The sequence below is a fragment of the Arthrobacter sp. CAN_A2 genome (genome assembly GCF_015752045.1).
Lineage (GTDB): Bacteria > Actinomycetota > Actinomycetes > Actinomycetales > Micrococcaceae > Arthrobacter_D.
In genome coordinates this window covers 1-24,751 of the sequence record NZ_JADOUS010000009.1, presented here as the reverse complement: position 1 = coordinate 24,751, position 24,751 = coordinate 1, and the positions used below count along the sequence as shown (strand labels likewise).

Sequence of the window (24,751 nt, the reverse complement as noted above, 5' to 3'; positions counted from 1 at the left end):
GATGGGCTCATTCGCACTCACCGCCACCGGTGCCGCCCTCGCGGCGGTCGAATCCGCCGTGCCGGCGCTCGTGAAGGACCGCTTCGCCTCCCGCCTGATGGCGAAGGACGCGACACTCTGGGGCAGGGAGGCCGAGCCGGAGGCCTCGGTCCGCCTGGGGTGGATCGACCTGTTCAACGGCTCGCGCGCGCTCCTGCCGGAGATCGCGGCACTCCGCGCCGACCTCGCAGCCGAGGGCGTCGACCGGATCGTCCTCTGCGGCATGGGCGGCTCCTCGCTCGCGCCGGAGGTCATCACCAGGGAGGCCGGCGTCCCGCTCGTGGTCCTGGACGCCACCGACCCCGACCAGGTGCGCGCAGCCCTCGTGGAGGACCTGCAGCGCACCGCGATCGTCGTGTCCTCGAAGTCGGGGTCCACGGTCGAGACCGATTCGCAGCGCCGGCTGTTCGAGCAGGCGTTCACGGACGCCGGCATCGACGCGGCCTCGCGCATCATCATCGTCACCGACCCCGGGTCCCCCCTGGACGAGGCGTCGCGGAAGGCCGGCTATCGGAAGGTCTTCAACGCCGACCCCGGCGTCGGCGGCCGCTACTCGGCACTCACCGCATTCGGGCTGGTGCCGTCCGGCCTCGCCGGCGCGGACATCGAGACGCTGCTGACGGACGCGGAGGACAGCGCGGAGTTCCTGGGTGACGACGTCGACGACAACGTGGGCCTTCAGCTCGGCGCCGTCCTGGGCGGGACCCTCCCGCTGCGGGACAAGATCGTCTTCGCGGATGCAGGTTCGGGCCTGCCCGGATTCGCCGACTGGGCCGAGCAGCTCATCGCCGAATCGACCGGCAAGCTCGGCACCGGCCTGCTCCCCGTCGTCGCCTCCGGCGACGCGCCGGAACTGGCGGACGTGGCGGACGACGTCCTGCCCGTGTTCCTCGCCCCGATCGACGAGGCGCCCGAGGACGAGCCCACCGGGGGCACGCACGTCACCGTCAGCGGCACCCTCGGCAGCCAGATGTTCGTCTGGGAGTACGCGGTCGTCGTCGCGGGCCGCCTGCTCGGCATCAACCCGTTCGACCAGCCCGATGTCGAGGCAGCCAAGAAGGCGGCCCGCGGCCTGCTCGACGCGCAGCCGGAGGCGGCCCCCGCCGCCTTCGTCGACGGAGTGGTCGAGGTCCGCGGCGACGCCGACCTCCTCGGCCCCTCCAAGACGGTCTCCGAAGCGCTCCAGGCGCTCCTCGCCACCCTCCCGGTGAACGGCTACCTCTCCGTCCAGGCCTACCTGGACCGCCACAGCCAGGCGGACCTCGAGGCCGTCCGCGCCCCGCTCGCAGCAGCCACCGGCCGTCCGGTCACCTTCGGCTGGGGTCCGCGCTTCCTGCACTCGACCGGCCAGTACCACAAGGGCGGCTCCCCCATCGGCGTCTACCTGCAGCTGACCGGGGCGGCCGCCGCCGACCTGACGATCCCCGGGCGCCCCTTCACCTTCGGGGAGCTCATCACCGCGCAGGCAGCCGGTGACGCCCAGGTGCTCGCCGATCACGGCCGTCCTGTCCTCCGCCTGCACCTGACGGACCGCGCGGCGGGCGTCGCACAGCTGCGGGACGTCATCTCCACCCTCACCGGACCCGGCCAGGGTCACCACGAGAACGGCTGAGCATGCCTGACAGCACCACGGCGAAAGCCTCCAACCCCCTGCGGGATCCGCGCGACCGCCGGCTGAGCCGGATCGCCGGGCCCTCCTCCCTGATCCTGTTCGGGGTGACGGGGGACCTCGCCCGCAAGAAGCTCATGCCTGCGGTCTACGACCTCGCGAACCGGGGGCTCCTGCCGCCGAGCTTCGGCCTGGTGGGCTTCGGCCGCCGCGAATGGTCGAACGAGGAATTCGTGGAGCAGGTCCGCGAGTCCGTGACGCAGTACGCCCGGACGCCGTTCAACGAGACGGTCTGGAAGCAGCTCTCGGCGGGCATCCGCTTCGTGCAGGGCAACTTCGACGACGACGAGGCGTTCAAGAACCTCCGGGAGACCATCGAGGAGCTGGAACAGAGCCGGGGGACGCGCGGCAACCACGCCTTCTACCTGTCCATCCCCCCGAACGCGTTCGAGACGGTGTGCCAGAAGCTCTCGGAGCACGGCCTGGCCCAGCCCGACGACGGACAGTGGCGCCGCGTGGTCATCGAGAAGCCCTTCGGGCACGACCTCGAGTCCGCCCGGGAACTGAACAGCATCGTCGAGGAGGTGTTCCCCCCGGACTCCGTGTTCAGGATCGACCACTACCTCGGCAAGGAGACGGTGCAGAACATCCTGGCGCTGCGCTTCGCCAACCAGCTGTTCGAGCCGCTCTGGAACGCGAACTATGTCGACCACGTCCAGATCACCATGGCCGAGGACATCGGGATCGGCAGCCGCGCGGGGTACTACGACGGCGTCGGGGCCGCCCGCGACGTCATCCAGAACCACCTGCTCCAGCTCCTCGCGCTCACGGCGATGGAGGAGCCGATCTCCTTCGACGCCGACCACCTGCGTGCCGAGAAGGAGAAGGTGCTCGCCGCCGTCGTCCTGCCCTCGGACCTCTCGGGCCGGTCGGCCCGCGGCCAGTACGAGGCCGGCTGGCAGGGCGGAGAACGCGTCAACGGGTTCCTCGAGGAGGACGGCATCCCCGCCGACTCGGCCACCGAGAGCTTCGCCGCGCTGCGCCTGGACATCCATACGCGCCGCTGGGCCGGGGTGCCGTTCTACCTCCGTGCCGGCAAGCGCCTCGGCCGCAGGGTCACGGAGATCGCCGTGGTGTTCAAGCGTGCGCCGAACCTGCTGTTCCAGGACCACCACGATGAGGACTTCGGGCAGAACGCCGTCGTCATCCGTGTGCAGCCGGACGAGGGCGTGACCATCCGCTTCGGCTCGAAGGTCCCGGGGACGCAGACCGAAGTCCGTGACGTGACCATGGACTTCGGCTACGGGCACTCCTTCACGGAGTCCAGCCCCGAGGCGTACGAGCGGCTCATCCTCGATGTCCTGCTCGGCGAACCGCCGCTCTTCCCGCGCCAGCAGGAAGTGGAGCTGTCCTGGAAGATCCTCGACCCGTTCGAGAAGCACTGGGCGTCGCTCGACGCCCAGCCGGAAGCCTACGTGCCGGGCAGCTGGGGGCCCGCATCCGCCGACGAGCTGCTCGCAGCCGATGGACGAACCTGGAGAAGGCCATGATCGTGGAACTGCCCGACACCACCACCTCGAAGGTGTCGAAGGAACTGATGGCCCTGCGGGACAGCGGCGGCGTCGTCGCCCTCGGGCGCGTGCTGACGCTGGTCGTGATCACCCGCTCCGGCTACGAGGAGGAGGCGATCGACGCCGCGAACCAGGCGAGCCGGGAGCACCCGTGCCGCATCATCGTCCTGGCCGGGGAATCCCCGGACGAGCCGACGCGGCTCGACGCCCAGATCCGGGTGGGCGGCGACGCCGGGGCGTCGGAGGTCGTCGTCCTGCGCGGCTACGGGGAACTCTCGGAGGAGAACGAGTCCCTCGTGTCGGCACTCCTGCTGCCGGACGCGCCGATCGTCGCGTGGTGGCCCCACGGGGTGCCGGACGCCGCGTCGCGGACCTCGATCGGCAGCATCGCCCACCGCCGGATCACGGATTCGGCCAACGAGAAGGACCCGACGGCGGCGCTGTTCAACATCAGCAGCACCTACGCGGCGGGTGACACCGACCTCGCCTGGACGCGCCTGACCAACTGGCGGATCCAGCTCGCGGCGGTCCTCGACCAGCTGCAGGGCGACCAGCCCGTCACCGCGGTCACCGTCGAGGGAGCGTGCGACTCCCCCAGCACCGTGCTGCTGGCGGCCTGGCTCACGAAGGCCCTCGACGCCCCCGTCACGATCGTCGCCGGCCCCACCGGGACCGGACTCCAGCGCGTGCGCCTGACACGGAGCGGCGGCGACATCGAGCTGCACCGCCCCGACGACGACGTCGCCGAGCTGTACCAGCCGCATCAGCCCGTCCAGCGCATCTCCCTGCCGCGCCGCGGACTGCGGGACTGCCTCGCCGAGGAGCTGCGGCGCCTCGACCCCGACGAGGTGTTCGGCGAAGTCATCACCGAGGGCCTTGCCCGAACCAACCTGAGGAGTGTGCGAACGAGTGAGCGCTGAACCGAAAGTCAGCATCCATCCGACCCAGGGCTCCCTCGCGGCGGCCGTCGCCGCCCGGCTGATCACCCGCCTCGTGGACGTACAGAGTGAGCGGGGCACCGCGACCGTGGTGCTCACGGGCGGCTCGATCGGCACCGCTGCCCTCGAGGCCGTGGCGGAATCCCCCGCGCACACGGCGGTGGACTGGGCCAACGTGCACTTCTGGTGGGGTGATGAGCGCTTCCTGCGGGCCGAGGACCCCGAGCGCAACGCCGTCCAGGCCCGCGCGGCCCTGCTGGACCGCATCGCCGTGGATCCCGTGAAGATCCACGAGTTCGGCACGAAGGACGAGTTCCACGACGAGGATGCCGCCGCCGTCGACTATGCGGAGCAGCTCGCGGCCGCGGCGCAGGCGGAACTGGCCGCGGACGAGGGCATCGTGCAGCCCGATCCCCGCCTGCCCCGCTTCGACGTCCTCCTGCTGGGTGTCGGCCCGGACGCGCACGTCGCGTCCCTCTTCCCGGAGATGGCCGGGATCCGCACGCGGGGCGAGACGACGGTCGGCGTCGCCGATGCGCCGAAGCCACCGCCGCAGCGCGTCTCGCTGACCCTCGAGGCGATCAACACGGCGCAGGAGGTGTGGCTCTCGGTCAGCGGCAGCGACAAGGCCGGCGCGGTGGGCCTGGCACTGGCCGGAGCCGGACACGTCCAGGTTCCCGCCGCCGGGGCCCGGGGCCTGAAGAAGACCCTGTGGCTGATCGACCAGGACGCGGCACAGAAGCTGCCCGGCCGCCTCATCGACCACGACGACGACGGGACGTCCGACTGACGGGTTCCCGGGACGACGACGAAGCCCCCGCTTCCAGCTGGAAGCGGGGGCTTCGTCGTCGGACGAGGAGTGTGGCGGGGCGGTCTAGGACTCGCCCGCGAACCGCTGGATGAGGCCGAGGGCGACGATGATGACGCCCCATGCCAGCCCGAGCGCCACGGTGAAGCGGTTGAGGTTCCGCTCGGCCACTCCGGAGGATCCCATGCTCGAGGTCATGCCACCGCCGAACATGTCCGACATGCCACCGCCGCGTCCCTTGTGGAGCAGGATCAGCAGGGTCAGCAGGAGGCTGGTGATCCCGAGCAGGACGAGCAGGATGATACGAAGGATTTCCACGGGGCCCTTTCAAGGCTCGGTAGCCGCTCGGTGGAGCGGCCGGCGCACGGAACTTAGTCTGTCACCAGATGCTGTTCGAACCTGACAATACTAGCAAACTCGGATACATCGAGGCTCGCGCCGCCCACCAGGACGCCGTCCACGTCGCGTTCCCTCAGGATGCTCGCCGCGTTGGCCGCCTTCACCGATCCTCCGTACAGGAGGCGGGTCCTCGCGGCGGTGTCGGTGTCGAACAGCGAACCGAGTTCGGCGCGGAGGGCGGCGCACATCTCCTGCGCATCCTCGGGTCCGGCGACCTCTCCCGTGCCGATCGCCCAGACGGGCTCGTACGCGACGACGAGGGACGCCGCCTGCTCGGTCGACAGCCCCGCCACACCCCGGCGGAGCTGCTCGAGGGTGTGCTCCACGTGCGTCCCGGCCTGGCGGATCTCGAGCCCCTCGCCGACGCACAGGACGGGGACCAGTCCGTGGCGGTAGGCCGCCTGCACCTTGCGGTTCAGCAGCTCGTCCGACTCGGAGTGGATGGTGCGGCGCTCCGAGTGGCCGACGAGCACATAGGTGCAGTCGAGCTTGCCCAGGAACTGCCCCGAGATGTCGCCGGTGTACGCGCCGGAATCCTCCGGGGAGAGATCCTGTCCGCCGTACACGACCTCGAGGGTGTCACCCTTGACGAGGGTCTGCACACCGCGCAGGTCGGTGAACGGCGGGAAGACGGACACCTCGACGCGCGAGAAGTCGTGGCCCGCGTCCTTCAGGGTCCAGGCCAGCTTCTGCAGGAAGGTGATGCCCTGCATGTGGTCCAGGTTCATCTTCCAGTTGCCCGCGATGAGCGGCCGGCGGTCGAAGGCGCCGTTGGTCGAGGTGGTCATCGTCGTACTCCATCTGTTCGTTCCATGGCGGCGGGATCCGCGCGGCCGGGGCCGGGCGGATCCCGCCATTCCTGTGCACCCGGGGCCGGGCGGCTGGTCCTGCGTTGGCGGCCTGACCCGGATCGTCCCGCTAGTCGCGGGCGAGGGCGGTCAGGCCGGGGAGCTCCTTGCCCTCGAGGTACTCGAGGCTGGCACCGCCCCCCGTGGAGATGTGCCCGAACTGCTCGTCGGTGAAGCCGAGGCCGCGCACGGCCGCGGCGGAGTCACCGCCGCCGACCACGGTCAGGGCGCCATTCGCCTGGGCGTCGACGAGGGCCTGCGCCACGGCGCGTGTCCCGTCCGCGAAGGCGTCGAACTCGAAGACGCCCATGGGCCCGTTCCAGAACACCGTCTTCGCTTCGGCGATGTTCGCGCCGAAGTCCTGGCCGGTCGCAGGGCCGATGTCGAGCCCGATCCCCGCAGCGCCGAAGGCCCCCGCCTCGATGGCGTCCGCGGCGGCCACGCCGGACCCTGCGTCGGCCGCGAACTTCTCGGCCACGACGATGTCGGTGGGCAGCACGAACTGTGTGCCGTCCCGCGACGCGCGCTCGAGGTAGCCCCGCACGGTCTCGATCCGGTCCTCCTCCAGGAGGCTCGCACCGACCTTGTGGCCCTGGGCGGCGAGGAACGTGAACACCATGCCGCCGCCGACGAGGATGCGGTCGGCGGTGCCGATCAGGTTCTCGATCACGGCGAGCTTGTCGGACACCTTGGACCCGCCGAGCACCACCACGAAGGGCCGCTGCGGGTCCTTCGTCAGCTTCTCAAGGACCACTAGCTCGGCCTTCACAAGGTCGCCCTGATAGGCGGGGAGCAGGGCAGCGACGTCGAACACGCTCGCGTGCCTGCGGTGCACGGCACCGAACGCGTCGTCCACATACGCCCCGTCGGGGCCCGCCAGATCGGCGAGCTCACGGGCGAATGCGGCACGCTCGGCGTCGTCCTTGCTGGTCTCACGGGCATCGAAGCGCACGTTCTCCAGCAGGAGCACCTCACCGTCGGAGAGGGCCGCGGCCGCGCTGCGGGCGCCCTCCCCCGTGGTGTCGGGCGCCAGGATGACGGGGAAGTCCGCCAGGTCCCGGAGGACGTCGGCCGCCGGCTTGAGCGAGTACTTCTGCTCGGGCGCGCCCTTCGGCCGTCCGAGGTGGGCCATGACGATGACGGCGGCCCCCGCCTCGCTCAGCTTGCGCAGAACGGGCAGGGACGCGCGCACGCGGCCGTCGTCGGTGACCGACAGGTCCGGGACCTCGCCCTCCAGGGGGACGTTGAGGTCGGAGCGGACGAGGACACGACGTCCCCGGACCCCTTCGGCGAGGAGGTCGTCGAGCGATGCGTAAGCCACGGGCGGGACCGCCTAGGAGAGCTTGGCAGCGACGATTTCGGTCAGGTCGACCAGGCGGTTCGAGTAACCCCACTCGTTGTCGTACCAGCCGACGACCTTCACCTGGTTGCCGAGGACCTTGGTCAGGCCGGAGTCGAAGATGCAGGACGCCGGGTCCGTCACGATGTCCGAGGACACGATGGGGTCCTCCGTGTAGGAGAGGTAGCCCTTGAGCGAGCCGTCGGCCGCGGCAGCCTTGTAGGCGGCGTTGACTTCCTCGGCCGTGACCTCGCGCCCCACGGTGACCGTGAGGTCGGTCGCGGAGCCGGTGGGCACGGGGACGCGGATGGCGTAGCCGTCGAGCTTGCCCTTCAGCTCGGGGAGGACGAGGCCGATGGCCTTGGCGGCACCCGTGGAGGTGGGGACCATGTTGATCGCGGCGGCACGCGCGCGGCGCAGGTCCTTGTGGGGGCCGTCCTGCAGGTTCTGGTCGGCGGTGTACGCGTGGATGGTCGTCATGAGGCCGCGCTCGATCCCGAAGGAGTCGTTCAGGACCTTGGCGAGGGGGCCCAGGCAGTTCGTGGTGCACGAGGCGTTCGAGATGATGTGGTGGTTCTCGGGGTCGTAGTCGCCGTCGTTGACGCCGAGCACCACGGTGAGGTCCTCGTCGGAGGCGGGAGCGGAGATGAGGACCTTCCTGGCCCCGGCGTCGATGTGCTTCTGCGCGTCGGCGGCCTTCGTGAAGAACCCCGTGGACTCGATGACGATGTCGACGCCGAGGTCCTTCCAGGGCAGGTTCGCGGGATCGCGCTCGGCCAGGACCTTCACGCGCTTGCCGCCGACGACGAGGTCACCGCCGTCGACCTCGACGGAGGCCTTCAGCCGGCCGGTGACGGAGTCGTACTTCAGCAGGTGCGCGAGGGCCTCAGGGCTGGTGAGGTCGTTGACCGCGACGATCTCGAGGTCGGCTCCCTGCTCGAGGACCGCACGGAAGTAGTTGCGGCCGATGCGGCCGAAGCCATTGATTCCAACGCGAGTAGTCACTGGTTTCCATCTCCTTCATAGGTGGTGCCGCCTTGCTGACCCCTCTCGGGCGATGCCGGCGACGAATAGATCTGTACCGGGCACACCTTCGTGCCGAAAATCTCGGGTCCTGCTGGTCCTGCAGAGGCGGCGTACGCCGGAGCGGTACCGGGATGCGAGTCCCTGCACCGCTCCAACCTTACTCAGCGCGGCCCCCGCCACGCACTCGTGACGCCGGCCGTCCGACCGGAGGGGCGCGAGGCCCATCCGACGGGTAGGGCGGTCAGGCCCCGGGGGTGATGAGGGTTGATGCCCCCGTGCGTGCCGCCTGGAAACGCGCCTGCACGTCGGCCCAGTTCACCAGGTTCCACCAGGCCTTCACGTACTCGGGCTTGACGTTGACGTAGTCGAGGTAGAAGGCGTGCTCCCACATGTCGAGCATCAGCAGGGGGATGGTGCCCACGGGGACGTTGCCCTGCTGGTCGTAGAGCTGCTCGATGACGATGTTCCTGCCCAGCGGCTCGTAGGCGAGGACGGCCCACCCGGAGCCCTGCAGCGACGTGGCCGCGGCGGTGAAGTGCGCACGGAACGCGTCGAAGGACCCGAACGCGTCGTCCAGGGCAGCAGCGAGCTCGCCCTCGGGCTTGTCGCCTCCCTCGGGGGACATGTTCTTCCAGAAGATGCTGTGGTTGATCACACCGCCGACGTGGAAGGCCAGGTCCTTGGAGAGCTTCGGGATGGTCCCGAACTCGCCTTTTGCGCGGGCCTCGGCGAGCTGCGCGAGGGCGTCATTGGCGCCCTTGACGTAGGTGGCCTGGTGCTTGGAGTGGTGCAGTTCCATGATCCGGCCCGAGATGTGCGGTTCCAGGGCGGCGTAGTCGTAGTCAAGATCCGGCAGTACGTATTCGCTCACGTAGTCCTCCATGTAGTGATCTCGGCACCCGCGCGGTCGGCGGACCCGCAGGGAGTCCGGACGGCAGGTGTCCCGCTCGATCAGAAGCGGGTTTGCTGTTCCATCCTATGCACTCAACTCACTCGTCGAGCATGTCCGCGGTCACATTCGCATCGGTGCCCGGGATCCCGATGTCCGAGGCCCTCTTGTCCGCCATCGCGAGCAGGCGGCGGATCCGGCCGGCGATCGCGTCCTTGGTCATCGGGGGGTCCGCGAGCCGGCCGAGTTCGTCGAGGCTCGCCTGCTTGTGGGCCACCCGCAACTCGCCCGCGTAGCGCAGGTGGTCGGGGACGCCCTCCCCGAGGATCTCCAGGGCGCGCTCCACGCGGGCCCCGGCGGCGACGGCGGCCTGGGCCGAGCGGCGCAGGTTGGCGTCGTCGAAGTTGGCAAGGCGGTTGGCGGTGGCGCGGACCTCCTTGCGCATGCGCCGCTCCTCCCACACCATGAGGGCATCGTGGGCGCCCATGCGGGTCAGGAGGGCGGCGATGGTGTCGCCGTCGCGGATGACCACGCGGTCGACGCCACGCACCTCGCGGGCCTTCGCCGCGATGTCGAGCCGGCGGGCCGCTCCCACGAGGGCGAGGGCCGATTCCGGTCCCGGGCACGTGACCTCCAGCGACGAGGACCGTCCCGGCTCGGTCAGGGACCCGCGGGCCAGGAACGCACCGCGCCAGACCGCCTCGGCGTCCGCCGTCGAACCGTTGACGACGGCGGACGGGAGGCCGCGGACGGGCCGGCCCCGGCTGTCGAGCAGCCCGGTCTGGCGGGCGAGGGACTCGCCGTCGCGGACCACCCGCACCACGTAGCGGTTGCCACGCTTGAGGCCGCCACCGGTCACGACGATGATCTCGCTGTTGTGGCCGTACACCTCGGCGATGGCGGCGCGCAGCCGGCGGGCCGTGGACGCGAGGTCCACCTCGGCCTCGATGACGATCCTGCCGGAGATGATATGGAGTCCCCCGGCGAATCTCAGCAGCGCGGACACCTCGGCCTTGCGCACCGAGGACTTCTTGACGTCGAGGTGCGACAGCTCCTCTTTGACGTCGGCGGTCAGGGCCACAGATACACTCCTAGATCTCCCCGAACATGTCGTTGTAGGACGTCGCCAGCCGCAGCGGATCATGCACGGGTTTGCCGGTCGAAACTCCCACTCTACCGAAGACGGCGCGCCCGCCCATCCCGGCGACGGCTCTCTCGAACTCCCTCCGGTCCGCCACCACCGAGGGGTCCACGAGAACGACGTCGACCGTCAGCTCCGGCGCGTACCGCGAGATCACGGTGAGGTGGTCGATGGCGCTCATGCCCAGGGTCTCCCGGGTGTCGTTGCTCAGGTTCATGGTGAGGCACCGCCGGGCGGAGGTGCGGCACAGTGCGTCCCGCAGTTCCGGCAGGAGCAGGTGCGGCAGGACCGAGGTGTACCAGGAGCCGGGCCCGAGGACGATCCAGTCGGCCAGCTCGACCGCCTCCAGGGCGTCCTGGCACGCCGGGGCGTCGTCGGGGACCAGCCGTACGTTGCTCACGTTGCCGGTGTCCGCGGCGACCGCGAGCTTCGCCTGCCCGGACACCGTCGTGACGCGCAGCGACCCGCCGACCTCGCTCAGCACGTCGCCCTCGATGGTCAGGGGCACGCTCGCCATGGGCAGGACGCGGCCGCGCGCACCGAGCAGCGCGCCCGCCCACTGCAGGCCGGCGACGGGGTCGCCGAGCAGCTCCCACAGCGTGACGATCAGGAGGTTCCCCATGGCGTGGTCGTTGAGCGATCCCTCCGTACCGTTCCTGGAGGAGAAGCGGTGCTGCATGACGTCACGCCAGGTGCGTCCCCAGTCGGTGTCGTCGCACAGGGCCGCCAGCGCCATCCGCAGGTCGCCCGGGGGCAGCACCCCGAGTTCGCGCCGCAGCCGCCCGGAGGATCCGCCGTCGTCGGCCACCGTCACGATCGCGGTCAGGTCCTGCGTCAGCAGCCGCAGCGCCGACAGGGACGCCGAGAGCCCGTGGCCGCCCCCGAGGGCGACGACCGAGGGACCCGCGCCCTGGCCCTCACCCGAGCGGCGCGCGGCCGGCGGGACGAGCGGCAGCGGTCCGGAGATCACCGCCACTACTCACGCCCGAGGTCGCGGTGGTGGGCCGAGACCTGCACGCCGGGCAGTTGCGCGAGCCGCTGGGCCATCTCCTCCGTCACGGCCACCGAGCGGTGCTTCCCGCCGGTGCAGCCGACGGCGATGGTCGCGTAGTGCTTGTTCTCACGGCGGTACCCGTCCAGGACGGGGACCAGGGCGTTCACGTACCGGTCGATGAAGTCCCCCGCGCCCTGCGCGCCGAGCACGTACTCGCGCACCGGTGCGTCGAGGCCCGTCTGGGGGCGCAATGCCGGCACCCAGTGCGGATTCGGGATGAAGCGCACGTCGGCCACGTAGTTGGCGTCCACGGGGAGCCCGTACTTGAAGCCGAAGCTCATGACGTTGAGGCGCAGCACGATGGGACCGGCATCGGAGAACAGCTCCGTCACGGTGGTGGCGAGGGCATGCACGTTCAGCTTGGTCGTGTCGACCACGACGTCGGACGAGTGCTTGAGCTCCTTCAGGACCTCGCGCTCGGCGGCGATGCCGTCCAGGATCCTGCCGTCGCCCTGCAGGGGGTGCGGTCTGCGGCCCTGCTCGAAGCGCCGCACCAGGACGTCGTCGTCGGCGTCCAGGAACAGGACGCGGTGGTGGACGCCCGCGGCCCGGAGTGCGTCCAGCGACGCCTTGATGTCGCTGAAGAGCTCCTTGCCGCGCACGTCGACGACGACCGCCAGCTTCGGGATCGACTGCGGTGTGCGCGCCACGAGCTCCGTCAGGGTGGTGAGCATCTGGGGCGGGAGGTTCTCGACGACGTACCAGCCGTGGTCCTCGAGCGCGTTGGCGGCCGTGCTCCGGCCGGCGCCCGACATACCGGTCACCACCAGCAGTTCGGACTCGGTGGGTTTGACCGGCGTCAGGCTCATGGCCTCAGTCATCGTGATGGATCCGTTCCGGCTCGACGGGGCTCCCGGTGGTCCGGCGTTCCCTGGTGTGTGCATTCACGTGTGTGCATTCCCGGCGGCACGACTGGCCGCCGTGCCTTCAGCCTAGCTAATCCTCGACGATCTCGCCCGTGGCCATGTTCACGGCCGGGGCGGCTGCCTCGTCCGTCGTGAGCGACGTGCGGATCGTCCGGGCGAGGGCGGGGCCGACGCCCGGGACCCCGACGAGCTCGTCGACCGTGGCGGCACGGATCTTCTTGACCGACCCGAAGTGCTTGAGCAGGGCCTTGCGCTTGGCTGGTCCCAGCCCGGCGACCTCGTCGAGCGCCGACGCCGTCATGGACTTCCCGCGCTTCTGGCGGTGGAACGTGATGGCGAAGCGGTGCGCCTCGTCGCGGATGCGCTGCAGCAGGAACAGCCCCTCCGACGCCCGCGGCAGGACGACCGGGAACTCGCTGTCCGGGACCCAGACCTCCTCCAGCCGCTTCGCGAGACCGACCACGAAGACGTCGTCGATCCCGAGGTCCTGCAGCGCACGGCCGGCGGCCGCCACCTGGGGCGGGCCGCCGTCGACGACGACGAGGTTCGGCGGGTAGGCGAACCGGTTGCGCGTGATCGCCGTCGTCGTGTCCCGGATGGGCTCGCCCCGGTCGTCGACGTCGGGGTGCTCGAGGACGGACGCGGCGTCGTCGACCGGGTCGACGTCCGGGTCGGGGGCGGCGGCGTCACGCGGCGCCCCGGCCTTCCCGACGAGGTAGTTGCGGAAGCGGCGGTAGATGACGTCGTACATGGACGCGGTGTCGTCCCGTGCGGCGTCGCCCGTGATGGAGAACTTGCGGTACTCGGACTTCCGCGGGAGGCCGTCCTCGACGACCACCATGGACGCGACCACGTTGGTGCCCTGCACGTGCGAGATGTCGAAGCACTCGATGCGCATCAGCGGCTGGGGCAGGTCGAGCGCCTCCTGCAGCTCCTGCAGTGCGGCGGACCGCGTGGTGATGTCGCCGGCCCGGCGGCTCTTGTGCAGGCGCAGGGCGTCCGCGGCATTCTGCTCGACGGTGCCCATGAGGGTGGCCTTGTCCCCGCGCTGCGGCACCCTCACCTCGACCCGGGAGCCGCGCAGGCCCCGCAGCCACTCGGTCATCTGGTCCTCGTTGCTGGGCAGGACCGGCACGAGGACCTCGCGCGGGATCTGTTCGTTGCTGCCGCTGCCCTCGCCGTACACCTGCTGCAGCAGGTGCTCCACGAGGTCCGAGGTGTCCATGTCCTCGACCTTCTCCACGACCCAGCCGCGCTGGCCCCTGATGCGGCCGCCACGGACGTGGAAGACCTGGGCCGCGGCCTCCAGGTCGTCCTCCTTGAGGGCGAAGATGTCGGCGTCGGTGTCCTCGCTGAGGACGACGGTGTTGCGTTCGAAGACCCGGCGGAGGGCGGCGATGTCGTCACGGAGGCGGGCCGCGGACTCGTAGTCCAGTTCGGCGACCGCCTCGCCCATCTTCCGCTCCAGGCCGGCGATGAACTTCTTCGCCTCCCCGGACATGAAGTCGCAGAACTCGCCGGCGAGGGCCTTGTGGTCCTCCGGGCTGATGCGCCCCACACACGGCGCCGAGCACTTGTCGATGTACCCGAGGAGGCAGGGGCGGCCGGAGCGTTCCGCGCGCTTGAACACCCCGGTGCTGCAGGTACGGACCGGGAAGACGCGGAGCATCGTGTCCACGGTCTCGCGGATGGCCTTCGCGGGGTAGAACGGCCCGAAGTAGCGCGTGTCCTTCTTCTTGTCACCGCGCATGACCTGCACGCGCGGGTACTTCTCCCCCATGGTCACGGCCAGGTAGGGGTAGGACTTGTCGTCGCGGAACATCACGTTGAACTGCGGATTGAACTCCTTGATCCACGTGTACTCGAGCTGCAGCGCCTCGAGCTCGCTCCCGACGACGGTCCACTCGACGCTCGCCGCGGTGAACACCATGCGGCGCGTCTTGGCCAGCAGACCCTGGGGGCTGGCGAAATAGGAATTCAGGCGCGAGCGGAGGTTCTTGGCCTTGCCCACATAGATGACCCGGCCATGCTCGTCGCGGAAGCGGTAGACGCCCGGGTCGACGGGGATCTCGCCTGTCTTCGGCCGGTAGGTTACTGGGTTCGCCACGTCCTTCATCCTAGGGCCGGGCGGTGACACCACCCCACCCGGAGCCCGGCGTTCCGCTCACCGCTGACGGGCCGCACGACCGATCGGCGGACGCGCTACTCCGCGGGGGGACTCTGGTTGTAGGAGCCCACGCGCTCCTGGCCCGTCAGTGCGGCGATGCCGTCCATGATGGCGTCGGTCGCGCTCCGGCGCGCGGGCAGCGGGTGTCCCGGTCCGGTCTTCGCGAAGACGAGCGGCTCCCCGATGCGCAGGGTGAAGTGCTGGGGTCGGAGGCCCTTCCCGCCTGCCGGCTGCAGCGCGTCGGTGCCGATCAGGCCGACGGGCAGCACGGGCGCCCCGGTGGTCAGCGCGAGCCAGCCGACGCCGGTCCTCCCCCGGTACAGCCGCCCGTCACGCGAGCGGGTCCCCTCCGGGTAGATGCCGACGCCGTCGCCCTGCTCGAGGAGGTCCAGCAGCGTCCTGAGCGCCTGCACGCTCGCGGCCTGCTGGCCGCGTTCGACGGGGATGGACCCCACACCTTCGAAGAACCCTTTCATGAGGGCTCCCTTCACCCCTGTCCCGGTGAAGTACTCGGCCTTCGCGAAGAACGCCACCGGTCGGGGCATGAGGGCCTGCACCAGGACGCTGTCGAGGAAGGACAGGTGGTTCGGGGCGACGATGAACGGGCCGTCCTCCGGCACGTTGCGGAGCCCTTCGACGGTGGGCCGACACAGGCCGGCGATCAGGCCGCGCGTGGCGCTGCGGGTCAGGTCATAGATGCCCACGGAGCACCTCCAGCAGCGCGTCGGCGGACCCGACGACGGCGGCCGCCCCGGCGGATTCCAGCTCGCCGGGCGCGGCGAAGCCCCAGGCGACGCCGATGCAGGCCAGTCCGTTCGCCGTGGCGCCCTCGACGTCATGGCGGCGGTCGCCCACCATCACGGCACGACCCGGGGTGGCGGCGTCGAACCCGTGGTGCTCGAGGGCGGCCCGGATGATGGGGGTCTTGCCTCCGGACGTCGCTGCCTCGTCCCGCGGTGAGCCGTGGACGGAGGAGAAGAGGTGCCGGAGTCCCTGGACGGCGAGGAGTTCCTCGGCCAGCCACTCGGGCTTCTGGGTGGCGACCGCGACGGTCGCACCGCCGTCGAGCAGTGCTTCCACGCACCGATCGATCCCCGGGTAGGGGCGGCTGCGGGACATGCCGGTGGCCACGTAGCCGGCGCGGTAGGTCGCGACGACGTCGGGGACCCGCGAGGCGGGCACGCCGGCGGTCGCGGTCAGCGAGTGGACCAGGGACGGCCCGATCATCGCCTGGAGCGCGTCATCCGGCGGGACGGGGAATCCGTGGTGCTGCAGGGCGGAACTGATGCCTCCGGTGATCGCTCCTGCCGGGTCGACGAGGGTTCCGTCGAGGTCGAAGAGGATCAGCGAACGCATATCTGCCACCGGGCAAGCTTGCCATAGCACCGGAGGGCAGGGGTCATCCCTGCTTTCCCTGGTCGTCCGGCGCCGGACCGATAGCAGTGCCGCTACCCGGCGGCCTTGGCGAAGAGTTCCTTCAGGAACGTGCCCGTGTAACTGCGCTCGTTCTTCGAGACCTGCTCCGGCGTCCCGGTCGCGATGATCTGCCCGCCGCCGGAACCGCCGTCGGGCCCGAGGTCGATCACCCAGTCCGCGCTCTTGATGACGTCGAGGTTGTGCTCGATCGTGATGACGGTGTTGCCCTTGTCCACGAGGCCCTGCAGCACCAGCAGGAGCTTGCGGATATCCTCGAAGTGCAGGCCGGTGGTCGGCTCGTCGAGGACGTAGATGCTGCGTCCGTTGGAGCGCTTCTGCAGCTCGCTCGCGAGTTTCACGCGCTGCGCCTCGCCGCCGGAGAGCGTGGTGGCGGGCTGTCCGAGCCGGACGTAGCCGAGGCCCACCTCCACGAGGGTGTTCAGGTGCCGGGCGATCGGGCTGAAGGCCGCGAAGAACTCGGCCCCTTCCTCGATCGGCATGTTCAGGACATCGGCGATGGTCTTTCCCTTGTAGTGCACCTCGAGCGTCTCGCGGTTGTACCGCGCCCCGTGGCACACCTCGCAGGGGACGTAGACGTCGGGCAGGAAGTTCATCTCGATCTTCAGCGTGCCGTCGCCGGAGCACGCCTCGCAGCGGCCGCCCTTGACGTTGAAGGAGAACCGCCCGGGCAGGTAGCCGCGGACCTTCGCCTCGGTGGTCTCGGCGAAGAGCTTCCGGATGTTGTCGAAGACGCCCGTGTAGGTCGCGGGGTTGGAGCGCGGGGTGCGGCCGATGGGGCTCTGGTCCACGTGGATGACCTTGTCGAGGTGCTCCAGCCCGTCGATCCGCTTGTGCCGCCCGGCCACCTGCTTGGCTCCGTTGAGCTTGTTGGCGAGCACCTTGTAGAGGATGTCGTTGACGAGGGTCGACTTGCCCGACCCGCTGACGCCGGTGACGGCGGTGAGCACCCCGAGGGGGATCGTGGCGTCGACGTTCGTGAGGTTGTGCTCGCGGGCGCCGATCACCTTCAGCTGGCGTGACCGGTCGATCTTCCGGCGCTTCTTCGGGATCTCGATCTTCCGGCGCCCCGAGAGGTAGTCGCCGGTCAGCGACCTCTCGTTGGTGAGCAGGTCCTCGAGGAGGCCGGAGTGCACCACCTCGCCGCCGTGCTCGCCCGCGCCCGGGCCGATGTCCACGATCCAGTCCGCCTCGGCGATGGTGTCCTCGTCGTGCTCGACGACGATGAGCGTGTTGCCGAGGTTCCGCAGGCGCGTCAGCGTCTCGATGAGCCGGCGGTTGTCGCGCTGGTGCAGGCCGATGGACGGCTCGTCGAGGACGTAGAGCACGCCGACGAGGCCGGAGCCGATCTGGGTGGCGAGGCGGATGCGCTGGGCCTCGCCACCGGACAGGGTCCCGGAGGCTCGCTCGAGGTTGAGGTATTCGAGTCCGACGTCGAGGAGGAACGTCAGGCGCGCCTGGATCTCCTTGAGCACCTGGTTGGCGATCTGGGCCTCGCGGCCGGTCAGGACGAGGTTGTCGAGGAAGTCCGCGCAGTCCCGCATCGGCATCGCGGAGACCTCGGCGATGTTGCGGCCGTTGATCAGCACCGAGAGCGAGGCCGGGTTCAGCCGGGCGCCGCCGCAGGTGGGGCACGGGATCTCCCGCATGTACTCCTCGTAGCGGTCCCGCGAGGCCTCGGACTCCGTCTCCGTGTGCTTGCGCTGGATGTACTGGATGGCGCCCTCGAAGCCCGTGCTGTACTTCCGCTCCCGGCCGAACCGGTTCTTGTACTGCACGACGACCTTGTGGTCCTTGCCGTACAGCGCGGCCTCGCGGGCGCGGTCCGGCAGCTTGCGCCAGGGCGTGGTGACGTCGAAGTTCAGCTCGGAGGCGAGGCCCTGGAGCAGCCGCGTCCAGTACTCGAGGGTCGCCGTCCCGAGCGACCAGGGCGCGATCGCGCCGTCGGCGAGGCTGAGGTCGGGGTTGGGGACCACGAGTTCCTCGTCGACCTCGAGCTTGGTGCCGATGCCCGTGCAGGCGGGGCAGGCACCGAAGGGGTTGTTGAACGAGAAGGACCGCGGCTCGACCTCGTCGATGGCCAGCGGGTGCTCGTTGGGGCAGGCCAGGTGTTCGGAGAAGGCGTGCAGGCGCTTGGCGTCGTCCTCGGGAAGGTCCACGAACTCGGCGAGGACACGGCCGTCGGCGAGCTTGAGGGCCGTCTCGACGGAGTCGGTGAGGCGCTGCCGGATGCCGCTCTTCACCACGAGGCGGTCGATGATGACCTCGATGGTGTGCTTGTACTGCTTGCCCAGCTTGGGCGGATCGCTGAGCTGGATCAGCTTGCCGTCCACCCGGGCCCGCGAGTAGCCCTTGGCCGTGAGCTCCTGGAAGAGGTCGACGAACTCGCCCTTGCGGGCCCGGACCACGGGCGCGAGGACCTGGAAGCGCGTCCCCTCCTCGAGTTCGAGGAGCTGGTCCACGATCTGCTGCGGGGTCTGCTTGGCCACCGGCTCGCCGCAGACCGGGCAGTGCGGGCGTCCGACGCGCGCCCACAGCAGGCGCATGTAGTCGTAGATCTCCGTGATCGTGCCCACGGTGGAGCGGGGGTTCTTGCTCGTGGACTTCTGGTCGATCGAGACCGCGGGCGAGAGGCCCTCGATGAAGTCGACGTCGGGCTTGTCCACCTGCCCCAGGAACTGCCGTGCGTACGCGGACAGCGATTCGACGTAGCGCCGCTGTCCCTCCGCGAAGATGGTGTCGAACGCGAGCGAGGACTTGCCCGATCCGGAGAGGCCGGTGAAGACGATCATGGCGTCGCGCGGGAGGTCGAGATCGACGTTCCGCAGGTTGTGTTCGCGTGCACCCTTGACGATCAGCCGGGACAGGTCCTGGGGAGCGGGCTCCGGATTGTGGGCGTGCTGCTCAAGAGAATTTGCTATAGACACCAGACAACTGTATGAGAAAAGCCGTTCGAAAGCATATTCGAATAGTCCCGGATCCGCGCTGGTGCGGGGGCTCCGATCGTGCCGTTCACGCTCGGCGCAATGCCGCCCTCACCATGGCGACGGCTTCGGCCTCCGGCACCCCCGTGGAGCGGACGACGGCGGCGAACCCGTCGGCGGCGTCGGCCACCCGGCGCCGGGCGGTGTCTCCTCCGGCGGCGATGACGGTCCCGGCCCGGCCCCTGGTCGCGACGACGTCGGCCTGCTCCAGTTCGCGGTACACACGGGCCACGGTGTTGGCGGCGACGCCGAGGTGGGTGGCGAGGCCGCGCACGGGCGGCAGGCGCGTGCCGACGGCGGCCTCGCCGGAATTGGCTGCGTCCAGGATTGCCTGTTTGATCTGCTCGAACGGCGGCACGGTGCTCTGCCTGTCCAGCCTGAGCCACCGGGGGATGCCCTGCTCCACGCCCTGTTCCTTCCGTCACGGATCCGAGGGCCCCGACCGGCCCGTCCTCCTGAGACCCTACCGCCGTGGGGACCCTCCGCCGGGCCCGCTCGCCCGGTGCCCGGACGCCCTGCCTACACTGTGCTCATGACCGAGCCCCTGCATGACCTCAGCGCACTGACGATCCGCAGCATCTCCGTGTCCGAGATGGACAACAACGTGTACCTGCTCACCTCGAAGTCGAGTGGCGCCCAGGTGCTGATCGACGCCGCCGACGACGCCCCGGCGATCCTCGGGCTCCTGGCCGACGCGCAGGAGGACACCGACGCCGAGGCGCGTGTCGCGCTGATCGTCACGACCCATTCGCACTGGGACCACGTCCGGGCGCTGGCCGAGGTCAGGGAGTCCACGAAGGCCCGCACCGCGGCCGGGGAGGACGACGTCGCCGACATCGCCGTGGCGACGGACGTCCCGCTGAAGCACCACGACGTGGGGTCCTTCGAGGGCTTCGAGCTGGAAGCCATCCACCTGCGCGGGCACACGCCCGGCTCGGTCGCGCTCCTGTACCGCGACCCCCACGGGCCCGCGCACCTCTTCACGGGCGACTCTCTGTTCCCCGGCGGCCTCGGCAACACGCAGGGCGATCCCGACCGCTTCGCGTCGCTGTACGAGGACGTGGTCACCCGGATCTTCGATGACCTGCCCGACGACACCCTCGTGCACCCGGGCCACGGCAGGGGCACCACGCTCGGGGCGGAGCGCCCGCACCTGGTGGAATGGCGCGACCGCGGCTGATGACCGCCCTCGCCGAGCGTGTCGGCGGCCGGTCACGCGGAAGGGGGACACGCCCCCCGGGCGACGCAGGGCGCCTGGACATCCGCACCGAAGACATGCATGCATGTCTTCGAGCCGAGTACCCACGCCTCGGCCGCTCAGGAGGAGTCACGCTCTGGCCGGACCTCAAACGCCGGTTATCGGACAGTCTCGAGCAGAACAACTTCCAGGCGTGAGATCGATTGCGAGACCGTTTCGGGGCTGATGCGCAGTAGGATGAGACGCTCGTCATGCGTTGACCGCGTTATCCGATCCGAATAGGAAATCCGTCGTGCCGACACTGCGTGCTACCCGATCCAGGGTGGCTCGAGCCCTGTCCACGACCGCCGTACTGCTGGTCCTTACCGGTTGCTCGTTCGCCGACCCACCACCCGATGCCGGGCAACCCGCCGCAGAATCACCGATGAGTTCGGCACCCTCCGGCGAGTCAGCCACCGACCCGGCCGTCGACACCGTCGACGACGTGTGTGCTCGCATCGTCGCGGTGGTGCGCACAGCACCAGAACAGTTAGGCACAGACCCGCTGGGCCTGCTCTTCGAAATCGATGAGATCGCCAAGACAGCCCCGCCGGAGCTGGCCAGCCAAATCGCTGAGTTCCGTGATGCTGTCGAGAGCTTCCGGCAGGGCGACGAATCACTGATCAGTGTGGTGCGCAAAGCCCAGGAACTGCAGGATCGTTGCTCCGCTTGACCAGCAAGCAGTCCCTTCCGGGGATGAACGGTACCCGGACCCGCGTTCCTCGTACTCATCGGGGGATCTTCTTCTGCTTTGTCGAGAACATCCGAGGTGAGATGCATTGCTGGGACGCGACGTTGTTGCGGACTCCCCCACCGATGCTGGCCCCACCGACCTATCACCACGCCCTGACCTCCGTCCGACCAATGGGGCCTTTGACTGGACGGCCGGTGGGCAGCCGGCGATACACACGGGCGCACATACAAGGGGTTAGCAAAATCCGTGGCACTCACTGCAAACCGACGACGACGATTCGCACGTGCCGTGCACCCCACCCTCAAGCCCACTGCCTGTTGCACAACCACGCAGTGCCCAACGGGTCGTTTGTGCCACCCTCTGAACCGCTCTGGGTTTGATGGAGACTCGCGTTATGTGATTCCCAGCAGCTGATTGTGGTTGGTTTGGCCAGCATAGAACGCCTGCTCGAACTCCGCGGGTGGGACATCGTCGAGGTAGCCGTGGAGGCGTTGGGTGTTGTGCCAGTGAACCCATCCGAGGGTCGCTAGCTCGAGGTCCTCGACCGTTTTCCACGGACCAGGGCGGGCTGGACCACGGACGAGTTCGGTCTTGTAGTATCCGTTCACCGTCTCCGCCAGGGCGTTGTCATAGCTATCGCCGACGGTCCCGATCGAAGGCGTCGCACCAATTTCCGCGAGGCGTTCCCCGTAGCGAATCGACGTGAATTGGCTGCCCGCGTCGCTGTGGCACCGAAGATCCTCGTGGTGAGTACCTCGTGACCAGCGAGCCATCTCGATCGCGTCGAGGACCATCTCGGTGCGCATGTGCGACGCGCACCGCCAACCGACGATCATCCGCGAGTACGCGTCGATGATGAAGCAGACGTACGCGACGCCGGCCCACGTCGGGACGAAGGTCAGGTCGGTCACCCACAGCCGGTTCGGCGCCGTTGCAGTGAAATGTCGTTTCACCAGATCCGGGTGTCTTATTGCGACCGGATCCGGCCGCGTGGTCTTCACCCGCTTCGTCCTCGTTGCTCCTTTGATGGCTCTTCGTAATTGAGAGTGCGGGCGGAGTGGTCGGGGTGGGCGCGTCGGTCACGGGATAGGCGTCGAGGCCTTCCGATCATGGAAGTTCCTACGCTCGCCATCCGAAAGACCTCGACGTGTTCAACGCTACCTTTGTTCGCCCTGATCTGACGACGTTCTGCCGCCTCGACGAGCTCGGCCTGATAGCCATCGGGCAGCATCTGGACCCTGGGCGGGCGGTGATCGAGTGCCGTGTCCTTGAGTCGGATCCGTGGTGCCGCGGATGCGGGACCGAAGGCACCCCGCGGGACACCGTGACGCGCCGTTTGGCGCATGAACCGTTCGGACACCGGCCCACGACCCTGCTGGTGCGGGTGCGCCGTTACCGGTGCGGGCACTGCGGTCGCACCTGGCGGCAGGACACAGATCTGGCCGCTAAGCGTCGGGCGAAGATCTCCCGTCGCGGAGTGCGGTGGGCGCTGTTCGCGATCGTGGTCGATCACCTCACCGTGTCTCGGGTCGCGGCCGGGCTCGACGTGTCCTGGAGTGCCGCGAACAGCGCGGTCCTGACCGAGGGCAAGCGCCACTTGATCGATGACCCGCACCGGTTCGACGGGGTGAGTGCGATCGGCGTCGATGAGCACGTGTGGCGGCATACCCGGCGCGGCGACAAATACGTCACGGTCATCATCGATCTGACGCCGATCCGCAAGAAGACGGGCCCGGCACGGCTACTGGACATGGTTGAGGGCCGATCCAAGCAGGTGTTCAAGCAATGGCTCGCCGACCGGCCGCAGGCCTGGCGGGACGGCGTGGAAGTCGTGGCGATGGATGGGTTCACCGGGTTCAAAACCGCCGCCTCCGAAGAGCTCCCGGACGCGGTACCGGTCATGGACCCGTTCCACGTGGTCCGACTCGCCGGCGACGGCCTGGACCGGTGCCGGCAACGCGTCCAGCAGGCCACCACCGGGCATCGGGGCAGGGCCGGGGATCCGCTGTATCGTGCCCGGCGGACCCTGCATACCGGCGCGGACCTGCTCACCGACAAACAGAACACACGCCTTGATGCTGTCTTCGCGACCGAGGAACACCTCGAGGTCGAAGCGACGCGGGGCATCTATCAGCGGATCGTCGCCGCCTACCGGGAACCGGACAAGAGACGCGGCAAGGACATGATGCGGGCCGTCATCAACGCGGTCACCAGCGGCGTCCCGGCCGCGCTGACCGAGGTTCGCCGTCTCGGCCGGACCCTGAAACAGCGCGCCGCGGACGTCCTCGCGTTCTTCGACCGCCCCGGCACCAGCAACGGCCCCACCGAGGCGATCTGTGAGTGTGGGGGTAGCCGGTCTGGGACTGGCTGGTCAGGATGGTGTTGGTCGTGTCGATCCGAGCGTGACTCTCGAGGCAATTGGCCCGCAGTCGCGGTGTCTTCCCATTGAATTGTCCGCCCGGACTGGCGCGGCCGGCACCTATCCGGCCCACCTCGGTGACTTGATCAGGAGACTGCCCGACCTACTCGGTCGTGGCTCATCACAGATTTGTCCCGGAGTGACTTCTCCCCGGACCGGTACCGGCCGCTTGGCGACCATGACCCGATCCGTCTCAAGGAAGGAGCGTCGGTCGCCATGGCTATCGTCGCGCATACACACCCATTCGTCATCGGCGTGGACACCCACGCCCGCAACCATGCTCTCTCGATCCTGGCCGGCCCTCACGGCGAGAAGATCGACGAAGCCCAGTTCCCAGCAACACCAGCCGGTCTCACGCGAGCCCTCGCATGGGTCAATCGCCGTACCGGAGGCGACCTCGACGCGCTCTGGGTGATCGAGGGCACCGGAACCTACGGTGCCAGGCTCACTCGAGTCGCCGTCGACGCCGGATACCTCGTCGTCGAAGCGCCGCGGATGAATGCGCGAGCGAACCGGGGAATCGGTAAATCCGATCCGCTCGATGCTTATCGCATTGCCGCAGCTGCCCTTCCCGTGGACGTGACTCAGCTGCGGCACCCACGATCAGACGACGGAGTGCGAGCAGCCGTCCGGATCCTGCTTGCCTCCCGGGACCACATGAGTACAGAACGCACCGCGACGATCAATGCCCTGACAGCGCTGCTTCGTGTGAGCGACCTCGACATCGACGCCCGGCGCCCACTGACCGCCGGGCAGATCACCACCATCGCCGCCTGGCGGTCCCGGAAGGAGGACCTCGCCGAAGCAACGGCACGCTGGGAAGCCATCCGACTCGCCAAGCGCGTCGCGACTTTGGATAAGGACCTCAAAGAAATCACCCAGCGAATCACCGTCCTGATCCGGCGGAGCCCTGCCAGCAGCCTCCTCGACCAGCCCGGTATCGGACCCATCACCGCGGCCGTGGCACTGACCTCGTGGTCTCATCTGGGCCGTATCCGCAATGAAGCAGCCTTCGCCAGTCTCGCCGGCGTGAACCCCATCCCCGCGTCCTCAGGCAACACCACGCGTCATCGAATCAACCGCGGAGGCGACCGCCGCCTGAACCGGGCACTACACATGGCCATCGTCACCCGGATGCGCATGGACCCCCGCACCTGCACGTACGTCGAACGACGGACAGCACAAGGCAATACCGGCCCTTCGCATTTAGGCGTGGTTGGTTCGTTTCGCGCGGTAGGGGCGGTGGCCGCCGGCAGCGAGTAGGCAGCGGAGTCTGTAGTTGGTGAAGT

General features: G+C 69.2%; 20 protein-coding genes and 2 pseudogenes. 8 read left to right on the top strand and 14 right to left on the bottom strand.

Going from position 1 to position 24,751, the window contains the following annotated elements; genetic code table 11:
* Nucleotide 1: 1 nt before the first annotated feature.
* The 4 genes from IWX63_RS12615 to pgl are packed head-to-tail and all read left to right on the top strand — an operon-like array spanning nucleotide 2 to nucleotide 4,947.
* Entirely contained in the window at nucleotides 2-1,651 is a 1,650-nt protein-coding gene (locus IWX63_RS12615; RefSeq protein WP_199278523.1) for a glucose-6-phosphate isomerase, read from the top strand.
* Nucleotides 1,652-1,653: 2 nt separating this feature from the next.
* Nucleotides 1,654-3,198, top strand: coding sequence for a glucose-6-phosphate dehydrogenase (gene zwf, locus IWX63_RS12610; RefSeq protein ID WP_199278522.1), 1,545 nt, complete (start codon nucleotides 1,654-1,656; stop codon nucleotides 3,196-3,198).
* Nucleotides 3,195-4,139 (top strand): glucose-6-phosphate dehydrogenase assembly protein OpcA, encoded by a 945-nt coding sequence (locus IWX63_RS12605; protein WP_199278521.1) that lies wholly within the window; start codon nucleotides 3,195-3,197, stop codon nucleotides 4,137-4,139. Before zwf ends, IWX63_RS12605 begins: the two co-directional genes overlap by 4 nt.
* The gene (gene pgl, locus IWX63_RS12600) at nucleotides 4,129-4,947 is read left to right on the top strand and encodes a 6-phosphogluconolactonase (RefSeq protein ID WP_199278520.1); all 819 of its coding nucleotides are present in this window, start codon (nucleotides 4,129-4,131) and stop codon (nucleotides 4,945-4,947) included. Before IWX63_RS12605 ends, pgl begins: the two co-directional genes overlap by 11 nt.
* Nucleotides 4,948-5,031: 84 nt before the next feature.
* On the opposite strand, the gene secG is transcribed toward pgl, so the two are convergent.
* The 13 genes from secG to IWX63_RS12535 all read right to left on the bottom strand — a co-directional run bounded on the left by secG (nucleotide 5,032) and on the right by IWX63_RS12535 (nucleotide 19,518).
* Entirely contained in the window at nucleotides 5,032-5,283 is a 252-nt protein-coding gene (gene secG / locus IWX63_RS12595) for a preprotein translocase subunit SecG (protein ID WP_199278519.1), read from the bottom strand.
* Nucleotides 5,284-5,336: 53 nt separating this feature from the next.
* Entirely contained in the window at nucleotides 5,337-6,152 is an 816-nt protein-coding gene (gene tpiA, locus IWX63_RS12590; RefSeq protein ID WP_199278518.1) for a triose-phosphate isomerase, read from the bottom strand.
* Between the two features lie 130 nt (nucleotides 6,153-6,282).
* A complete protein-coding gene (locus tag IWX63_RS12585; protein ID WP_199278517.1) occupies nucleotides 6,283-7,533 on the bottom strand; it encodes a phosphoglycerate kinase in 1,251 nt (416 codons plus the stop codon).
* 12 nt (nucleotides 7,534-7,545) lie between these two features.
* Nucleotides 7,546-8,556, bottom strand: a complete 1,011-nt coding sequence (gene gap, locus IWX63_RS12580) for a type I glyceraldehyde-3-phosphate dehydrogenase (RefSeq protein ID WP_199278516.1) — start codon at nucleotides 8,554-8,556, stop codon at nucleotides 7,546-7,548.
* A gap of 262 nt (nucleotides 8,557-8,818) precedes the next feature.
* Nucleotides 8,819-9,448, bottom strand: coding sequence for a superoxide dismutase (locus tag IWX63_RS12575; RefSeq protein WP_199278515.1), 630 nt, complete (start codon nucleotides 9,446-9,448; stop codon nucleotides 8,819-8,821).
* A gap of 118 nt (nucleotides 9,449-9,566) precedes the next feature.
* Entirely contained in the window at nucleotides 9,567-10,547 is a 981-nt protein-coding gene (gene whiA, locus IWX63_RS12570; protein WP_199278514.1) for a DNA-binding protein WhiA, read from the bottom strand.
* Nucleotides 10,548-10,557: 10 nt separating this feature from the next.
* Nucleotides 10,558-11,583, bottom strand: coding sequence for a gluconeogenesis factor YvcK family protein (locus IWX63_RS12565; RefSeq protein WP_199278513.1), 1,026 nt, complete (start codon nucleotides 11,581-11,583; stop codon nucleotides 10,558-10,560).
* Entirely contained in the window at nucleotides 11,583-12,482 is a 900-nt protein-coding gene (gene rapZ / locus IWX63_RS12560; protein WP_199278512.1) for an RNase adapter RapZ, read from the bottom strand. Before rapZ ends, IWX63_RS12565 begins: the two co-directional genes overlap by 1 nt.
* A gap of 115 nt (nucleotides 12,483-12,597) precedes the next feature.
* Nucleotides 12,598-14,634 carry an excinuclease ABC subunit UvrC gene (gene uvrC, locus IWX63_RS12555; RefSeq protein ID WP_199278511.1) on the bottom strand — a complete coding sequence of 679 codons (2,037 nt, stop codon included), beginning with the start codon at nucleotides 14,632-14,634 and terminating at the stop codon, nucleotides 12,598-12,600.
* A 95-nt stretch (nucleotides 14,635-14,729) separates the two neighbouring features.
* Nucleotides 14,730-15,398 (bottom strand): lysophospholipid acyltransferase family protein, encoded by a 669-nt coding sequence (locus IWX63_RS12550; RefSeq protein ID WP_199278510.1) that lies wholly within the window; start codon nucleotides 15,396-15,398, stop codon nucleotides 14,730-14,732.
* Nucleotides 15,385-16,050 (bottom strand): HAD hydrolase-like protein, encoded by a 666-nt coding sequence (locus IWX63_RS12545; RefSeq protein WP_334685865.1) that lies wholly within the window; start codon nucleotides 16,048-16,050, stop codon nucleotides 15,385-15,387. The genes IWX63_RS12550 and IWX63_RS12545 overlap by 14 nt, the downstream gene beginning before the upstream one ends.
* 92 nt (nucleotides 16,051-16,142) lie before the next feature.
* Nucleotides 16,143-19,055 (bottom strand): excinuclease ABC subunit UvrA, encoded by a 2,913-nt coding sequence (gene uvrA, locus IWX63_RS12540; protein ID WP_199278508.1) that lies wholly within the window; start codon nucleotides 19,053-19,055, stop codon nucleotides 16,143-16,145.
* 85 nt (nucleotides 19,056-19,140) lie between these two features.
* Nucleotides 19,141-19,518 carry a GntR family transcriptional regulator gene (locus tag IWX63_RS12535; RefSeq protein ID WP_199278507.1) on the bottom strand — a complete coding sequence of 126 codons (378 nt, stop codon included), beginning with the start codon at nucleotides 19,516-19,518 and terminating at the stop codon, nucleotides 19,141-19,143.
* A 126-nt stretch (nucleotides 19,519-19,644) separates the two neighbouring features.
* Here IWX63_RS12535 and IWX63_RS12530 point away from each other — a divergent pair, with 126 nt between their 5' ends.
* Both IWX63_RS12530 and IWX63_RS12525 read left to right on the top strand, forming a co-directional pair.
* Nucleotides 19,645-20,292 carry an MBL fold metallo-hydrolase gene (locus IWX63_RS12530; protein WP_199278506.1) on the top strand — a complete coding sequence of 216 codons (648 nt, stop codon included), beginning with the start codon at nucleotides 19,645-19,647 and terminating at the stop codon, nucleotides 20,290-20,292.
* Between the two features lie 442 nt (nucleotides 20,293-20,734).
* Complete coding sequence (locus tag IWX63_RS12525) at nucleotides 20,735-21,022, top strand: hypothetical protein (RefSeq protein ID WP_199278505.1); 288 nt, start codon at nucleotides 20,735-20,737, stop codon at nucleotides 21,020-21,022.
* Nucleotides 21,023-21,435: 413 nt separating this feature from the next.
* Here IWX63_RS12525 and IWX63_RS12520 read toward each other — a convergent pair.
* Nucleotides 21,436-22,071: pseudogene (locus IWX63_RS12520) on the bottom strand (IS3 family transposase); the annotation flags it as partial.
* A gap of 119 nt (nucleotides 22,072-22,190) precedes the next feature.
* Between IWX63_RS12520 and IWX63_RS12515 the strand changes: the two are divergent.
* Together IWX63_RS12515 and IWX63_RS12510 are read left to right on the top strand one after the other, a co-directional pair.
* Nucleotides 22,191-23,378, top strand: a pseudogene (locus tag IWX63_RS12515) (ISL3 family transposase); the annotation flags it as partial.
* 300 nt (nucleotides 23,379-23,678) lie between these two features.
* Nucleotides 23,679-24,725 (top strand): IS110 family transposase, encoded by a 1,047-nt coding sequence (locus IWX63_RS12510; RefSeq protein ID WP_334685848.1) that lies wholly within the window; start codon nucleotides 23,679-23,681, stop codon nucleotides 24,723-24,725.
* Nucleotides 24,726-24,751: the final 26 nt, after the last annotated feature.

Excerpts from the sequence above, each read along its gene's own strand:
- IWX63_RS12530 (WP_199278506.1), top strand. The coding sequence starts at position 19,645 with ATGACCGAGCCCCTGCATGACCTCAGCGCACTGACGATCCGCAGCATC.
- tpiA (WP_199278518.1), bottom strand. The coding sequence starts at position 6,152 with ATGACCACCTCGACCAACGGCGCCTTCGACCGCCGGCCGCTCATCGCG.
- zwf (WP_199278522.1), top strand. The coding sequence starts at position 1,654 with ATGCCTGACAGCACCACGGCGAAAGCCTCCAACCCCCTGCGGGATCCG.
- IWX63_RS12545 (WP_334685865.1), bottom strand. The coding sequence starts at position 16,050 with ATGCGTTCGCTGATCCTCTTCGACCTCGACGGAACCCTCGTCGACCCG.
- IWX63_RS12615 (WP_199278523.1), top strand. The coding sequence starts at position 2 with ATGGGCTCATTCGCACTCACCGCCACCGGTGCCGCCCTCGCGGCGGTC.
- rapZ (WP_199278512.1), bottom strand. The coding sequence starts at position 12,482 with ATGACTGAGGCCATGAGCCTGACGCCGGTCAAACCCACCGAGTCCGAA.
- IWX63_RS12525 (WP_199278505.1), top strand. The coding sequence starts at position 20,735 with ATGAGTTCGGCACCCTCCGGCGAGTCAGCCACCGACCCGGCCGTCGAC.
- IWX63_RS12510 (WP_334685848.1), top strand. The coding sequence starts at position 23,679 with ATGGCTATCGTCGCGCATACACACCCATTCGTCATCGGCGTGGACACC.
- IWX63_RS12605 (WP_199278521.1), top strand. The coding sequence starts at position 3,195 with ATGATCGTGGAACTGCCCGACACCACCACCTCGAAGGTGTCGAAGGAA.